The following is a 16,364-nucleotide window of genomic DNA, read 5'->3' as shown; positions in this document are numbered from 1 at the left end:
CCCGCCGGCTGGTCGCCGAGGCCGAGCAGGCTTCGGCTTCGGCGCATGCGGCCTATTCGCACTTCCGGGTCGGCGCTGCGGCGCGTCTGCGCAGCGGGCGGATCCTCCGTGGCAGCAACTTCGAGAGCGAGGTTTTCCCTGCGGGGCTCTGCGCCGAACGTTCGCTGCTCTTCTATGCGCAGGCCAACCATGCCGACGACCCGATCGAGGCGCTGGCCATCGCTTCGGACCCCTCCGAGCGGGAGTGCTATCCCTGCGGACAGTGCCGTCAGGTGCTGGTCGATGTCGAACGGCGGCAGGGAGCGCCCCTGCGGGTGATCATGTCCGGCGGCGGAACGGCCTCGGTGGTCTCCTCCGCGACGCTACTGCTTCCCTTTACCTTCAAGTTGTAACCCTGCGACGATGTTCTCACCCGACGACATTCTCTACGAGGACAATCACCTGCTAATTGTCAATAAACACTGCGGCGACCTGGTGCAGCCCGACCCTTCGGGTGAGAGCGCCCTCGAGGACCAGATCAAGGCCTTCATCAAGCGGCGCGACGCCAAACCCGGCGAGGTCTTCCTCGGCGTGGTGCACCGCATCGACCGTCCCGTGAGCGGGGCGGTACTCTTCGCCAAGACCTCGAAGGCGCTGACGCGCCTCAACGAGATGCTCCGCGAGGGGCGCATCCGAAAAGTCTACTGGGCGCTGACCGAGGCGACGCCCGATCCCGAGCAGGGCGAGTTGCGCCACTACATCCTGCGCGACGGCAAGACCAACCGCTCGCGGGCCTATGACGCTCCGAAGGGCGATGCCAAGGAGGCCCGCCTGCGCTACGAGACGCTCGGCGTGGGGACGCACTATACGCTGCTGGGCATCGAACTGCTCACCGGCCGCCACCACCAGATCCGCGCGCAGTTGTCGAAGATCGGCTGCCCGATCCGCGGTGACCTCAAGTACGGGGCGAAGCGCTCGCTGCCCGGGGGCGGCATCTCGCTCCACTCGCGCTGCGTGGAGTTCGACCACCCGGTGCGCCACGAACCCGTGTCGGTGACGGCCCCCGTTCCGGCGGGCGACAACCTGTGGGCCTATTTCGAAAACCGGTGATGCCATGAGACTGTTGATTCAGCGAGTTCGCGAGGCCTCCGTCACGATCGGAGGCGTGTGCTGTTCCCGGATCGGGGCGGGGTTGCTTGTCTTCGTCGGGGTTGGCACGGAAGATACCGACGAGGATCTGGAATATCTGGCCGGCAAACTGGTGCGCCTGCGCATCTTCGACGATGAGGCCGGCGTGATGAACCTCGATCTCCTTCAGACCGGGGGCGAGGTGCTTGTCGTCAGCCAGTTCACGCTGCAGGCCTCCACGCGCAAGGGCAACCGTCCGAGTTACATCCATGCGGCCCCCGAGCCCGTTTCGCGGCCGCTCTACGAACGCTTCGTCGAGCGGGTCGCCGCGTTGGTCGGGAAACCCGTCGCCACGGGGCGTTTCGGCGCTGACATGCAGGTGGCGCTGGTCAATGACGGGCCCGTCACGATCTGGATGGACTCGAAAAACCGGGATTGACCGAATTTTTTACTTTACCGTATCATAATAGATGAAAACGCTACTTTTTCTTTTTTGCGGCATTGCCGCACTGTGCGTCTCCTGCAAGGAGGGGGACGATGCCGCTACCCGTTTCAGCTTCTCGCTGCCCGAGGTGGTCTCGGTCGGCTCGACTACAGCCGACGTGAACAGCCGGGCCGGGTTCACGCTCAACGACTATCCGGGACTCGAGCGGGGCTTCGCCTACGGTCCGGCCGATGAGGCTGCCGAAGACTACCGGACGGTGAAGGTCACCGAATTTGAGCGCAATGCGATTTCGGCCCGCCTGACCGGTCTGGATCCCGAAACCAGCTATCGGGTCCACGCCTACGTGAAGCTGGGAGCCTCGCGGATCCTGAGCGACGGCGCCGAGTTCACGACCCTTCCCGGTGACGGCGGAGGTGACGGCGACGGTGATGGCGATGGTGATGGTGATGGCGATGGAGACGGTGGCGGTGTTTCCGGGCCGACCAGGTACTTCGGATGGCCCGAGCTGCTCGCCGAGCAGGAGTCGAACAGCGACTATTACTATGCCTACCACCTCTGTCCCGACCTGACGATCCGCGGCAACAAGGCCCGCAACTACACGGTCTGCTTCAGCGCCGAGCACCACTGTCCGGTCTGGGTTGCTGCCCCGCGTCATGCCTGCTACGAGGGGACTGCCAACCGGACGAATGCCTACAAGGCCGATCCCGACATCCCTTCGGGTATCCAGTACTACGGCAAGGCAGCTGACAGCGGTTGTAACAATGGCCACATGCTCGGTTCGGCCGAACGGACCTATTCGAGGGCGGTGAACGAGCAGGTCTTCTACTTCTCGAACATTGCACCACAGTACTCCTCGGGGTTTAATACCGGAGGTGGCGGCTGGAACCTTCTCGAGGACTGGATCGACACGAAGGTCTGCACCGATACGACCTATCTGGTGATCGGAACCTACTTCGACCGCTATGAGGACCGTTACGGCAATACGGCTTCGCCCAAGAAGATTTCGTTCGGCAACCGGAACGATGTCTCATGTCCCACGATGTTCTACATCGCCGTATTGCGGACCAAGAAGGGCAATACCGGCAAGTCGGTGATGGAGTGCTCGGCCGACGAGCTGATGTGCGCAGCCTTCGTCCGCTGCCACAACAATGCCCTCAAGGGAAAGCAGGTCTCGTCGAAGGACATGTATTCGATCGCCGAGCTGGAGGAGCTCACCGGCTTCACCTACTTCCCGAACGTGCCCAACGCACCGAAGGATTCGTACAAAGCCTCCGACTGGGGCCTGTAGCCGATGGCCTATCCGTGGGGCGATACGCGCCGCTTCAACTCCTATGCGGGTTATTTCCGGCGCCTGTTCGGCGGGCGGGTGCAGAAACTCTCGGTCGATGCCGGGTTCACCTGCCCCAACCGCGACGGGCGTATCGGCCGCGGCGGCTGCACGTTCTGCAACAACGGGGCCTTCACCCCCTCCTACTGCAACCCGGCCAAAAGCATCCGGCAGCAGATCGACGAGGGGATTGCCTTCCACCGCTGGCGCTACCGCGGTGCGCAGCGCTACCTGGTCTATTTCCAGTCCTACTCCAACACCTATGCGCCGCTTGAGCGGCTGCAGACGCTCTACGGCGAGGCGCTGTCACACCCTGACGTTGCGGGCCTCATCGTCGGGACACGTCCCGACTGTGTGGATGACCCGACGCTCGACCTGCTCGCCTCGCTGGCACGCGACCGGTATGTGGCTGTCGAGTACGGTATCGAATCGACCTTTGATGCCACGCTGCGGGCCGTGAACCGGGGCCACGACTTCGCCTGCGCCCGGCGGGCCGTCGAGATGACTGCCGCCAGGGGGCTCCCCGTCGGCGCGCACTTCATCCTCGGGCTTCCGGGCGAGAGCGATGCGCAGCTTGTCGCGCAGACCGCAGAGATCAACTCCCTGCCGCTCACGACAGTGAAGTTCCACCAGCTGCAGGTCTTCCGCGGGACGCCGATGGCGGCCGAATACGATGCCTCCCCCGGGCGGTTCCGCTTCTGGGCCGTCGAGGAGTACATCGATCTCTTCGTCGAGATTCTCCGCCGGCTGCGTCCCGACCTGGTTGTCGAGCGGTTCGCCTCGGAGGCGCCGCCGCGCTATCACTACGGCCGGAACTGGGGCCTGATCCGCAACGAACAGCTTTGGGCGCTGCTCGAAAAAAGATTGGCCGAACGCAATGCCTATCAAGGCGAATTTTTTATATCTTTGTAGGAAAAGTAACGCTAAACCCTGTGCGTCCTATGAAAACGCTTACCTTCGAAACCGTCCTGAAAACCATCAAGGAGTACTTCCTGATGTCGTTGGGCATGATGTTGTACTCGTTCGGCTGGATTGGCTGTATCATGCCCGTCAAGGGTACGGGCGGCGGTGCGGCGGGCCTCTCGCTGGTGCTGTGCCATGCCCTCGAGCAGGTCGGCATCGACATCCAGATCGGTACGATGGTCTTCTTCCTCAATGCCGTGCTGCTTCTCATCGCGGGATTCATCATCGGCTGGAACTTCGGCGTGAAGACGATCTTCTGCGTGGTGGTCATCTCCCTGGGCATGAACTTCTGGCAGTCGGTGCTCCCGGAGGGCGACTTCCTCCATCTGGAGCGTATCCTCGCGGTGATTCTGGGCGGTATTCTGGCCGGTATCGGTATTGCGCTGTGTTTTGCACAGGGAGGTTCCACGGGCGGTACCGACATCGTGGCGATGATCATCAACAAGTACCGTACGGTGAGCTATGGCAAGATCCTCATCTTTTCGGATTTCGTCATCATCGGTTCGTCTCTGCTCGTCGGATTCCACATCGATACGGTGATCTACGGTTACGTGATGACTGCCGTCGTGGGATATACCGTCGATATGATCATGGCCGGCAACCAGCAGTCGAGCCAGGTGCTCATCGTCACGCACGACTACGAAAAGATGGCCGACGCCATCGCGCAGAATGTCCACCGCGGCGTGACGCTGCTCGATTCCCAGGGGTGGTACACCAAGGAGCGCTCGAAGGTGGTCATGGTGGTGTGCCGCAAGCGTGAAACCGCTATGATCCTCAAGTTCGTGAAGACGATCGATCCCGATGCCTTCATGTCGGTGGGTTCGGTGATGGGCGTCTACGGCAAGGGCTTCCAGGCGATCAGCAAACCCTGATGCCCCGGTATGCCGATATCGTGCTGCCGCTGGCGCAGCCGGCCTATACGTTCGCCGTACCCGACGGCCTCTCCCTTGCCGAAGGTCAGGCCGTGGCCGTACAGTTCGGCCCCCGCAGGTTCTACACCGGGATTGTGTGGCGGATCCATGACCGCCGTCCCGATTTCAAGACCGTAAAACCCGTCTCGCGCATCCTCTATGATGTGCCGCTGCTCTCGGCGCCGATGCGTGCGCTGTGGGAGTGGATTGCCTCCTATTACATGTGTACGGTCGGCGAGGTGATGCGCGTGGCGCTGCCTTCGCTGATGAAGCCTTCGGGTGATACGGAGGAGGAGTTCTCTGAGGAGGAGTTCCGCCCCCGCACGGAGAGTTACGTCGCTCTGGCTCCCGCGCTGTGCGACGAAGAGCGCTTCCATGAACTCTGCGAACGTATCGAACGCCGGGCCCCGAAGCAGTACGAGACGCTGCTCGAATTGGCCTCGGCCGGCGACGGGACCCGCATCGCAACGGGTGAGGTGGCTCGCCGTCTGCTGCGTGCCGACCGGAGTGTGCTCCACACCCTCGAACGCAAGGGTTGGATCACCGTGGCCGAGCGGGAACGCACGGTCGAGTGCGGCGGCTCGGCCTTCCGTCTGCCGGAGCTGACGTCCCACCAGCAGCAGGCGCTCTCCGCCCTGCGCGCAGCCTACGCCGAAGGGCGCTCGACCGCCCTGCTGCAGGGTATCACCGGATCGGGCAAGACCGAAATCTACATCCATCTGATCGCCGAGGTGCTCCGCTCGGGGGGCGACGTGCTGCTGCTCGTCCCCGAGATCGCCCTCACGGCGCAGCTCATCGAGCGCATGGAGCGGATCTTCGGCAGCCGTGTCACCGCCTACCACTCGAAACTCACGAACCGCCGCCGCACGGAGACCTATCTGCGCCTGAGTCGCTCCGAGGGGGGCGAGTTTGTCGTCGGCGTGCGGTCGTCGATCTTCCTGCCGCTCAAACACCTGCAACTGGTGATTGTCGATGAGGAACACGATGCCAGCTACAAACAGACCGAGCCCGCGCCGCGCTACCACGCGCGCGACTGCGCCGTGGTGATGGCGCGCCTGTTCGGCGGACGCACGCTGCTCGGGAGCGCGACGCCGTCGCTCGAGTCGTGGCTCAACGCCCGGAGCGGCAAGTACGGGTACGCCATACTGAGCGAGCGCTACGGTGCGGGCCGCCTTCCCGCCGTGCTTGTTTCCGATACGCTGCGCGCCGCGCGGCGGGGCGAGCGGCATGCCCACTTCAACAAACTGCTGCTCGACCGGATCGGCGAGACACTTGCCCGGGGCGAGCAGGTAATGCTCTTCCAGAACCGCCGCGGCTTCTCGCCCTACGTCGCCTGCACCGAGTGTGGCTGGACGGCGCGCTGCCCCCAGTGCAACGTGACGCTGACCTACCACAAGAACGGGTCAAAACTCGTTTGCCACTACTGCGGCCATACGGAACCGGTGCCGGCCAAATGCCCCTCGTGCCGGGTGACCGACGTCGTGCCGGTGGGCTTCGGGACCGAGAAGATCGAGGAGGAGATTGCCCGCGTCTTCCCCGAGGCGCGCGTGGCCCGGCTCGACCGCGACAGCGTGACCTCCGAGCGGGCCTTCAATGCCATCATTGCCGATTTTGCCGAGCGCCGGACCGACATACTGGTCGGCACGCAGATGATCACCAAAGGGTTCGACTTCGGGGGCGTCTCGCTCGTGGGCATCCTCAATGCCGACAACCTGCTCAACAACCCAGACTTCCGGGCCTCCGAGCGGGCCTTCCAGCTGATGATGCAGGTGGCCGGACGGGCCGGGCGCCGCGCCGACGGCGGGGAGGTGGTGATCCAGACCTCCGAGCCGGGCCATCCCGTCATCCGCCAGGTTGCGGCGGGCGACTACGAGGCGATGGCCTGCGAGCAGCTTGCCGAGCGTGAGTCCTTCTTTTACCCGCCCTATGCGCGGCTCACCTCTCTGACGCTCCGCCACCGCGACCCGATGCTGTTGCGCCGTGCCGCCGCGGAGCTCGCCTCGGGACTGCGCACGCGCTTCGGGAGGCGCCTGCTGGGCCCCATGACGCCGCCCGTGGACCGCATCCGGGGCGAATACCTGCTGTCGCTGCTCCTGAAGATCGAGAGCGGCGCCTCCTTCGCCCGGGCCCGCGAACTGCTCGGGGCCGAGTTGACGCGATTCGGCGCCCTCGCCGATTTCAAATCCGTCACCGTCGTGGTCAATGTCGATCCTCAGTGATATCCTCTCCGACCTGGCGTCGCTGTTTTTCCCGCCCCGCTGCGCCGTCTGCGGGGAGCCTCTTGTACGCGGCGAGCGGTGCGTCTGCACGCTCTGCCGGGCGACGGCGCCCCTGACGGGCTACTGGCGCGAGGCCGACAACCCCGTGCTGCGCAAGTGTTGGGGACTGGTTCCCGTCGAGCGTGCCTCGGGATTTCTCTTCTTCGTGCACGGGAGCGGCTGGCGGCGGCTGATCCACTCCTTCAAGTACCGCGGAGCTTGGCGCACGGCCCGGGAGATGGGGGTGTGGTACGGGCGCTGCCTGCGCGAGAGCGGCCTCTACGACGGGATCGATGTGGTTGTCCCGCTGCCGCTGCACCCCTTCAAGCGGTGCCGGCGGGGCTACAACCAGTCGGAGTATCTGGCCGAGGGAATCGCCGCGGAGCTGGGGGTTCCGGTGGACCGGCACAGCGTGCGGCGGCGCCGGAACACCGCGAGCCAGGCCCTCAAGAGCCGCCGCGAGCGGGCCGCCAATGTCGAGGGGGCCTTTGCCGTGCGCCGGCCCGAACGGCTCGCCGGCCGCCACATCCTGTTGGTCGATGACGTGATGACTACGGGCTCCACGCTGTTTTCGTGCGCCTCGGAGATCCTGCGTGCCGTGCCCGGATGCCGCATCAGCCTCGCCGCACTCGCCGTCTCGCGCCGCGAGTTGGGCGTCAGGGAGTGATCCCGGCCGGATCGTCTGTCGGTCAGCGCCTTTCGGCCGGGACGGCAAAAAACTCTGCCTGCTCTGTTTTGATATGTCGGCACGAATCGCTACTTTTGACCTCTGAAAGATTCCGATACGATGGCGAAAGATTTTAGACCCTCCTCCCGCAATCGGGAGGCCTATGATGCTTTGACCGAAACGAACGGCAACGTCCCCCCTCAGGCAGTCGAACTGGAGGAGGCGGTGCTGGGTGCCCTGATGCTCGAGAAGGACAGCATCATCACCGTCCAGGAGTTCGTCACCCCCGAAGCGTTCTATACCGAGGAGCACCGTCTGATCTACAAGGCTATCGAGGAACTGTCGATGGAGCTCAAGCCCATCGACCTCTACACGGTGACCGAGCGGCTGAAGGCCAAGAAGGAGCTGAAGAAGGTGGGCGGCGCGGCCTATCTGGCGCAGCTCACGCAGAAGGTCGGCTCGGCGGCCAACGTGGAGTTCCATGCCAAGATCATTGCCCAGAAATACGTGCAGCGCGAGCTGATCCGTTCGGCCACGGAGATCCAGCGCCGCTCGTACGACGAATCGACCGACGTCACGGACCTGATCGGCTTCGCCGAGGGGGAGATCTTCAAGGTGGCCGAGGGGCACGTCAAGCGGTCGGTGCAGTCGTCGAAGGAGATCCTGGCCCGGGCGCTGATGCAGATCGAGGAGGCCTCGAAGAACACGAGTGCCTTCAACGGCGTGCCGTCGGGCTTCATGGCCCTCGACCGCGTGACGCTCGGCTGGCAGTTGTCGGACCTGATTATCGTTGCGGCGCGTCCCTCGATGGGTAAGACCGCCTTCGTGCTTACGATGGCCCGCAACATGGCCGTGGACCACGAGCAGGGCGTGGCCTTCTTTTCGCTTGAAATGTCGGCCGTGCAGCTGATGATGCGTCTGATCGTGGCCGAGACGGGCCTCCCGGGCAACGACATCAAGTCGGGCCGCCTGACGCCCGAGCAGTGGCGCCACCTCGAGTCGGCCACCAAGCCGCTGGGCTCGGCCCCGCTCTACATCGACGATACGCCGGCGCTGTCGGTCTTCGAGTTCCGCTCGAAGGCCCGGCGTCTGAAGATCCACAACGACATCAAGATCATCATCATCGACTACCTCCAGCTGATGACCGGCAACCAGGATACGAAGGGCAACCGCGAGCAGGAGGTGGCCTTCATCTCGCGGACGCTCAAGGCCATTGCCAAGGAGCTGAACGTCCCGGTGATCGCCCTTTCGCAGCTGAGCCGCGCTACCGAGATGCGCGGCGGTTCGAAGCGGCCCCAGCTCTCGGACCTCCGCGAGTCGGGCGCCATCGAGCAGGATGCCGACATCGTGGCCTTCATCCACCGTCCCGAGTACTATGGCATCAACCAGGACGAGAACGGCATGCCCACGGCGGGCATGGCCGAGATCATCCTGGCCAAGCACCGTAACGGTGCCGTGTGCGACGTGAACCTGCGTTTCCTCAAGGAGCAGGCGCGCTTCGCCGACATGGACGATTCGATGCTGCCTCCCGGACAGGCCTCCGAGAGCCAACAGGCCTACGACGACTATGCCAGCGGCTCGAACGGCATGCCTTCGGGCGGTGTCACCCCGGGCGGCTTCCCGGGTGGTCTGGGTTCGGCGACGGGCAGTTCGGAGTTCGACCTGAAGCCGCGTGCGCTCGATGATGAGGCGCCGTTCTGACGCGCGCCGAAGACGATGGACTGCAGGCGGCCGGAGCTGCCTCCGTCGGGGCGTCCGACGGGGCCCGGTGCGCAAGAATAGATAAGAAGAAACCGTTATGTTCGTCCGCACATATGCCGGAGCGGTTGTCGGGATCGACGCCGTCAAGGTGACCGTCGAGGTCAATATCACGGGTGGCGGCCTGGGTCTCTACCTGGTGGGGCTGCCCGACAATGCCGTGAAGGAGAGCGAACAGCGGATCCGTTCCGCCTTCGACAACATCGGAGAGCGGATGTCGGGCCGCAAGACCGTCGTGAGCCTGGCTCCGGCGGATCTCCGCAAGGAGGGCGCGGGTTTCGACCTGCCGATCGCCGTGGGGATCCTTGCGGCGATGGAGCGCATCCCGGCCGAAGCGGTCGAGGGGACGCTGTTTGTGGGCGAACTGTCGCTCGACGGGTCGCTGAAGCCCGTGCGCGGCGTGCTCCCGATCGCCGTATGCGCCCGCGATGCGGGACTGCGGAGGCTGGTTGTCCCGGCGGACAATGCGGCCGAGGCGGCTGTCGTCGAGGGGATCGAGGTTCTCGGTGTCGGGTCGCTCGGGCAGTTGCTCGGGGCACTGCGCGGCGAGACGACGCTCGAGGCGGTACGTCCTGCCGCGGAGGATTCGTCCGATGCGGCAGCGGAGCGTTATGCCGAGGACTTTGCCGACGTCAAGGGCCAGACGTTCGCGAAACGGGCCCTGGAGATTGCTGCGGCCGGCGGGCACAACGTGATCATGATCGGCTCCCCGGGCTCGGGCAAGACGATGCTGGCACGGCGGTTGCCGACGATCCTGCCGCCCTTGACGCGCGAGGAGGCGCTCGAGACGACCAAGATCCATTCCGTGGCCGGCAAGGGCCATGCGGGCGGGTTGATGACGCAGCGCCCCTTCCGGGCCCCGCACCACCTCACCTCGCAGGTGGCCCTGATCGGCGGCGGGCAGTCGCCGCAGCCGGGCGAGGTGTCGCTGGCCCATAACGGGGTGCTTTTCCTCGACGAGCTGCCCGAGTTCGGACGCAGCGTGCTGGAGGTGCTCCGCCAGCCACTCGAGGAGAAACGGATCGTCGTCTCGCGCGCACGCTACAGCGTGGCCTATCCGGCCAATTTCATGCTCGTGGCGGCGATGAACCCCTGCCCGTGCGGCTACTACAACCACCCGACGCGCGAGTGCGTCTGCTCGCCGGGGGCGGTCCACCGCTACATGAGCCGCATCTCGGGGCCGCTCATGGACCGTATCGACCTGCATGTGGAGGTGACTCCCGTGCTGCCGAACGAGCTCTCGGACCGGACGCCGGGCGAACCGAGCGCCGCGATCCGCGAACGGGTCGTCCGCGCCCGGGCGGAGCAGGAGGAGCGGTTCCGCGGGGTGGCGGGCGTGCATACGAATGCGATGATGAACAGCGCCCTGCTGAACGAATACTGTCGGCTCGATGCCGCGGCCGCATCCTTGCTGGAGCGGGCCATGGAGCGGCTCTCCCTTTCGGCCCGGGCCTACGATCGCATCCGCAAGGTAGCCCGTACGATCGCCGACCTGGCCGGCCGTGCGGAGGTTGCGGCCCAGGATATTGCCGAGGCGATCAACTACCGGTCGCTCGACCGCGGCAACTGGGGGCGTTGAGTGTGGCCCGTGCCGGGACGGTATGTAGTGAAATAGATGGAAATGAATGGTGCGGGCCGGAAACGGGATGCGGCGGTGAACCCTCCCGGTCCGGCCGGAACCGGTAAAATGAAGATACGTGGAATGAAACGCATAATACTTTCGGGTGGCGGTACGGGAGGCCATATCTACCCGGCCGTAGCGGTTGCCGAGGCGCTCAAACGGCGTCTGGGCGATGAGGTCGAGCTCCTCTTCGTGGGGGCCGAGGGAAAGATGGAGATGGAGAAGGTCCCGGCATTGGGCTACCGGATCGTGGGCCTGCCGATTGCGGGACTGCAGCGCCGCCTGGACTGGCACAACCTGGCCGTGCCGTTCAAGGTACTGCGCTCGTTGCGCCTGGCGCGGCGGACGATCCGCGACTTCCGGGCCGATGCGGTGGTGGGCTTCGGCGGATATGCCAGCGCCCCGGTGTTGTGGGCGGCCCAGCGTATGGGCGTGCCGACCGTCATCCAGGAGCAGAACTCCTATGCGGGGGTCACGAACAAGATCCTTTCGCGCCGCGCCCGCTGCATCTGCACGGCCTACGAGGGGATGGAACGCTTCTTTCCGGCCGACCGGATCGTGCTGACGGGCAATCCGCTGCGCGGACGTTTCTCGAAACAGGGCGCCGACCGCGCCGAGGCGCTGGCCTGTTACGGGTTCACGCCCGACCTCCCGGTGGTGCTCGTGGTGGGCGGGTCGCTCGGCACGCGCTCGCTCAACGAGATGATGAAGGCGTGGATTCTCCGCACGGAGGGCAAGGCCCCCGTGCAGGTGATCTGGCAGACGGGCAAGTACTACGAGCGGGAGATGCAGGCCTTCCTGGCGGCGCACCCCGCGGCGCATGTCTGGCAGGGGGCCTTCATCGACCGCATGGATTACGCCTATGCCGCGGCCGACGTGGTCGTGTCGCGCAGCGGTGCCGGAACGGTCTCGGAGCTCTGTCTGGTAGCCAAACCGGTGGTTTTCGTCCCCTCGCCCAACGTCGCGGAGGACCACCAGACGAAGAATGCCCGGGCGCTCGAGGCGAAGGGGGCAGCCGTGGTGGTGCCCGATGCGGAGTGTCTCGAGCGGGCGATGGACCGTGCCGTGGCGCTCCTGCGGGATCGTGAGCAGCTGGCGGCGATGAGCCGCAACCTCGAGGCTCTGGCGCGGCCCGACGCCGCGGAGCGCATCGTGGACGAGATTTTGAAGGTGATGGACCGGTAGCGGCCGGTTGTTGAAACAATACGGATTTATGGAGTTCGAAAATATCTATTTCCTCGGGATCGGCGGCATCGGGATGAGCGCGCTGGCCCGCTATTTCCTCCACGAGGGCAAACGGGTCGCGGGCTACGACCGCACCCCCTCGCACCTGACCGGCGAACTCGAAGCCGAAGGGGCGGAGATCCACTACGAGGACGACGTGCGGCTCATCCCCGCACCGTTCCTCGATCCGAAGAGCACGATGGTGGTCTATACGCCGGCCGTGCCGCACGACCACGGCGAACTGTGCTACTTCCGCGACCGCGGCTTCACGGTCGAGAAGCGTTCGCAGATGCTCGGCCACCTGGCTGCCGGCAAATACGTGATGGCCGTGGCCGGCACGCACGGCAAGACCACGACCTCTACGCTGGTCGCATGGCTCAACCGGACCCTGACCGGAGGCGGTTCGGCTTTTCTGGGGGGCATCTCGAAGAATTTCGGGGGCAACCTCGTGCTGGGCGACGGACCGAGGCTGGCGGTAGAGGCTGACGAGTTCGACCGTTCGTTCCTGCGTCTCTATCCCGATGTGGCGGTGGTGACGTCGGCCGATGCCGATCACCTCGACATCTACGGTACGCACGAGGCTGTCCGGGAGGCCTTTTCGCAGTTCATCGGGCAGATCCGGCCGGGCGGCGCGCTGATCATCAAACAGGGGCTCGACCTGAAGATCGACAATCCCGGAATCACGGTCTACCGCTACTCGTACGACGAGCCGTGCGACTTCTACGCCCGTCGTGCGACGCTCATCGGCGGCGGTCACTACTGCTACGACCTGGTGACGCCGTCGGGTGTCATCGAGGGGTGCACGCTCGGGGTTCCCGGGTGGGTGAACATCGAGAATGCCGTGGCGGCCGTCGCCTCGGCGTGGTGCGCGGCAAAGGCCGAGGGAAGCGAACTCGACGCCGGCCGTGTGCGCGAGGCGCTGGCCTCGTTCTCGGGTGTGAAGCGCCGGTTCGACTTCTATGTCAATACCCCGAAGCAGGTCTATATGGACGACTATGCGCACCACCCGCGCGAACTGGCCGCCACGCTCACCTCCGTGCGGCGCATGTTCCCCGGACGGCGGATCACGGCGCTCTTCCAGCCGCACCTTTATACGCGGACGCGCGATCTCTACCGGGAGTTCGCCGAGGCGTTGTCGCACGCCGACGAGGTGGTGCTGCTGCCGATCTATCCGGCCCGCGAGGAGCCGATCGAAGGGGTGACCTCCTCGCTGATCGCCGGCCTGGTTACCGTGCCCTGCCGGATCGTCGATCGCGAAGATCTGGCCGAAACCGTCGCCGGGATGGATACCGACGTGGTGATCTCGTTCGGAGCCGGAAACATCGATGCCTGCTGTGATGCGCTGGCCGAACGGCTGCGCGCCAAAAGCTGAAAGGGGGCCATGCGCTGAAAAGGACAGGATGCCGTGAACCGCACGCTCAAATATACGCTGCTGTCGCTCCTCTGGGGTGCCGTTGCCGTCTACATCATCTGGGCGGCGGCTTCGGCGCGCCGTGCCCGGTCGGAACGCAAGGTCGGGCGGGTCGATATCGAGGTGGTGGACAGTACCGCGCAGGGGCATCTGGTTTCGGTCGAAATGGTGCGCCGCTGGATCTCCAAGAGTGGAATCTCTACGGTCGGCACGGCTGTTGATGCGGTCGATCTGGCGGGTATCGAACGGCTGATCGCCCGTAACGGGTTTGTGGACCGGGCCGTGGTTTACGTCTCCTACGACGGGACACTCCACATCTCCATCAGCCAGCGCAAGCCGCTTGTGCGCCTGCTGACCGACGGGTTGAACGCCTATGCCACGGCCGAGGGGGTGGTTTTCGCCGCACCGCGCGCCTCGTCGCTCTATGTGCCCGTGGTCACCGGCTCCTACCGGCCGCCCTTCCCGGCCTCCTATTCGGGCGACGTGCGGGAGTGGATCGACGAACGGAAACGGGAGATCGACGGGCGGATTGCCGAGCTCGAGCGTGAGAAGTACCCCTTCTACAGCCGCGAACTGCAGAATGACCGCGATCTGGCAGCTCTGCGGCGGATGCGGATCAAACGCCGCTGGTGGAAGATGGAGAGTTCGTCCGATTTCGACGCCCGGGTCGAGGAGCTGCGTGAAAAAAAGGCCGGTCTGCGCCGCCTTTACCGCTATCGGGCACGGGTCATCGAACAGGAGATCGAGCGGATCGCCCGCCAGCAGGAGAAGGAGCGCGAGCGGCAAAAAAAATTGGAAAAAAGCTACGAAGATTTCATGAAACTCCTTACCTTTGTACAACTTGTCGAGGAGGATGATTTCTGGAGGTCGGAGGTGGTGCAGATCACCGCGCGTACAGCCTCGAGCGGTGCTCTGGAACTGGAACTTACACCCCGCAGCGGCCGCTTTGCGATCCTCTTCGGACGTCCGGAGGATGCCGAGCGCAAGTTCGACAAACTGCTGCGGTTTTACCGCAGCGGACTTTCGTCGGTCGGGTGGGACGCCTACCGCACCGTGGATGTCAGATACAGGAATCAGGTGGTTTGCAAGAAATAAAAGGATTGTATCGTGGAAAGAAAAAATTATACCGTTGCCATTGACCTTGGCTCTTCGTCAGTCGTCGTCGCCGTCGGTGAGAAGACGGCGGAGGGGTTGCTCGATGTCGTATGTGCCGTTTCAAAACCCGTCGAGGGGGTTCATGCCGGCAAGATCGAGAACATCGAGCTGGTGAGCCGTGCGGTCAGCGATGCCGTTGCCGAGGCAGAGGAGCAGTGCGGCATCCACATCACGGAGGCCTATGCAGGTATCTCCGGCGACTTCGTCCGCTGCGCCCGGCATACGGATCATGTCTTCGTCTACGATCCGCAGAACGGCGTCAATCGCAAGGATGTCGATGCGCTCTTCGACCGCATGCGCAACGTGCAGGCTCCCGACGACGAGTCGATCATGGAGCGCGTGCCCCAGAACTACGTCGTGGACGACAACCAGGAGGTGCAGAACCCCGTGGGGTCGTTCGGCAAGAAACTCTCCTCGACGTTCAACTTCATTCTCTGCCTCAAGACCCCGATGCAGCGGCTCGAAATGGCTCTCAAGCGACTCGGCATCAAGATGCTGGGCGTCGTGCCCGATGCCCTGGCGGCTCCCGAGTCGGTGCTGACCCCCGACGAGAAGGAGGAGGGTGTGGCCGTGGTGGACCTCGGCGGCGGCGTGACGGACGTGGCGGTCTACTACCGCAACGTGGTACGCTACATCGCCTCGATCCCGATGGGCGCCTCGGCTATCAACCGCGACATCCGGACGATGAGCGTTCCTGAAAAGCACGTCGAGAGCCTCAAGCAGAAATACGGCTCGGCCGTGGCCGAACTGGCTTCGGACGACAAACTCATCCGCGTCAATGGCCGCACGGCCCGCGAGGCGAAGGACATCCTGTTGCGCAACCTCGCCACGGTGATCGAGGCGCGGGCTACGGATATCGTGGAGTTCGTGCAACAGGAGATCCGCGATTCGGGATTCTCGGGCAAACTCGCCTACGGCATCGTTCTGACGGGTGGGTCGGCCAAACTGAAGGACCTCGATGAACTGTTCCGCCGCCTGACGGGCATGGACGTGCGGGTGGCCCTGCCCGAGGCCGGGCTCACCGAGGTGTCGAAGGCCCGGGTGGCCGATCCGGCTTATGCGACCGTCGTCGGCATCTTGCTCAAGGGCGCCGAGCAGGGCGGCTGCTCCTTCGTGGAGCGCCCGGCGGCTCCCGTGACCACCACGACGGTGCCCCATTCGGTGCCGGCCGCCGAGCTGCACCGTCCGGGTGCTGCCGTGCCCCGGCAGCCGGGAACGCCGACTGCACCGCGCTTCGGCGCTCCCTCCGTGCCGCATCCCGTGCCGCCGCGTCCGGTGCACGAGCCGACGCCTGTCGAGCCGACGCCTGTCGAGCCTGCGCCGCAGCCGGCCGACGAGGAGCCGTCCGAGGAGCCGAAACCCGCAACTCCTGTGGCGGAACCCCGCCGCAAGCGTGACTGGGGCTCGATCTTCCAGAAGGCGATCGACAAGATCAACGGCAGTTTCACACACGCCGAGGACGAGGAAATTTAGCCGACAGCCGGCGATCTGTAGCCGTGCCCCGTTCAGGCGGGCTC

General features: G+C 64.8%; 14 protein-coding genes. All 14 read left to right on the top strand.

Going from position 1 to position 16,364, the window contains the following annotated elements; translation table 11 throughout:
• On the top strand, window positions 1-392 hold a 392-nt coding region (locus tag QZL63_RS04700), incomplete at its 5' end, for a cytidine deaminase (protein ID WP_290586034.1).
• A 10-nt stretch (window positions 393-402) separates the two neighbouring features.
• On the top strand, window positions 403-1,089 hold the full coding sequence (locus QZL63_RS04695) for an RluA family pseudouridine synthase (RefSeq protein ID WP_022308171.1): 687 nt from the start codon (window positions 403-405) through the stop codon (window positions 1,087-1,089).
• A 4-nt stretch (window positions 1,090-1,093) separates the two neighbouring features.
• Complete coding sequence (dtd, locus tag QZL63_RS04690) at window positions 1,094-1,546, top strand: D-aminoacyl-tRNA deacylase (RefSeq protein ID WP_022308170.1); 453 nt, start codon at window positions 1,094-1,096, stop codon at window positions 1,544-1,546.
• A 31-nt stretch (window positions 1,547-1,577) separates the two neighbouring features.
• The gene (locus tag QZL63_RS04685) at window positions 1,578-2,840 is read left to right on the top strand and encodes a DNA/RNA non-specific endonuclease (RefSeq protein WP_022308169.1); all 1,263 of its coding nucleotides are present in this window, start codon (window positions 1,578-1,580) and stop codon (window positions 2,838-2,840) included.
• A 3-nt stretch (window positions 2,841-2,843) separates the two neighbouring features.
• Window positions 2,844-3,791, top strand: a complete 948-nt coding sequence (locus QZL63_RS04680) for a TIGR01212 family radical SAM protein (protein WP_022308168.1) — start codon at window positions 2,844-2,846, stop codon at window positions 3,789-3,791.
• A gap of 29 nt (window positions 3,792-3,820) precedes the next feature.
• Window positions 3,821-4,714 (top strand): YitT family protein, encoded by an 894-nt coding sequence (locus QZL63_RS04675; protein ID WP_022308167.1) that lies wholly within the window; start codon window positions 3,821-3,823, stop codon window positions 4,712-4,714.
• Window positions 4,714-6,972, top strand: a complete 2,259-nt coding sequence (gene priA / locus QZL63_RS04670; protein ID WP_022308166.1) for a replication restart helicase PriA — start codon at window positions 4,714-4,716, stop codon at window positions 6,970-6,972. The genes QZL63_RS04675 and priA overlap by 1 nt, the downstream gene beginning before the upstream one ends.
• The gene (locus tag QZL63_RS04665; RefSeq protein WP_022308165.1) at window positions 6,956-7,678 is read left to right on the top strand and encodes a ComF family protein; all 723 of its coding nucleotides are present in this window, start codon (window positions 6,956-6,958) and stop codon (window positions 7,676-7,678) included. Before priA ends, QZL63_RS04665 begins: the two co-directional genes overlap by 17 nt.
• 120 nt (window positions 7,679-7,798) lie before the next feature.
• Window positions 7,799-9,379 carry a replicative DNA helicase gene (gene dnaB / locus QZL63_RS04660; RefSeq protein WP_022308164.1) on the top strand — a complete coding sequence of 527 codons (1,581 nt, stop codon included), beginning with the start codon at window positions 7,799-7,801 and terminating at the stop codon, window positions 9,377-9,379.
• A 97-nt stretch (window positions 9,380-9,476) separates the two neighbouring features.
• A complete protein-coding gene (locus QZL63_RS04655; RefSeq protein WP_022308163.1) occupies window positions 9,477-11,015 on the top strand; it encodes a YifB family Mg chelatase-like AAA ATPase in 1,539 nt (512 codons plus the stop codon).
• Window positions 11,016-11,138: 123 nt separating this feature from the next.
• On the top strand, window positions 11,139-12,242 hold the full coding sequence (gene murG, locus QZL63_RS04650) for an undecaprenyldiphospho-muramoylpentapeptide beta-N-acetylglucosaminyltransferase (protein WP_022308162.1): 1,104 nt from the start codon (window positions 11,139-11,141) through the stop codon (window positions 12,240-12,242).
• A gap of 28 nt (window positions 12,243-12,270) precedes the next feature.
• A complete protein-coding gene (murC, locus tag QZL63_RS04645; protein ID WP_022308161.1) occupies window positions 12,271-13,653 on the top strand; it encodes a UDP-N-acetylmuramate--L-alanine ligase in 1,383 nt (460 codons plus the stop codon).
• 33 nt (window positions 13,654-13,686) lie between these two features.
• On the top strand, window positions 13,687-14,787 hold the full coding sequence (locus QZL63_RS04640; RefSeq protein WP_022308160.1) for a cell division protein FtsQ/DivIB: 1,101 nt from the start codon (window positions 13,687-13,689) through the stop codon (window positions 14,785-14,787).
• Between the two features lie 12 nt (window positions 14,788-14,799).
• Entirely contained in the window at window positions 14,800-16,320 is a 1,521-nt protein-coding gene (gene ftsA / locus QZL63_RS04635) for a cell division protein FtsA (RefSeq protein ID WP_022308159.1), read from the top strand.
• Window positions 16,321-16,364 lie beyond the last annotated feature (44 nt).

The sequence above is a fragment of the Alistipes sp. CAG:268 genome, from assembly GCA_000434235.1.
GTDB classification, from domain to species: Bacteria; Bacteroidota; Bacteroidia; order Bacteroidales; family Rikenellaceae; genus Alistipes; species Alistipes avistercoris.
This window is presented reverse-complemented; position numbering and strand designations above follow the sequence as displayed.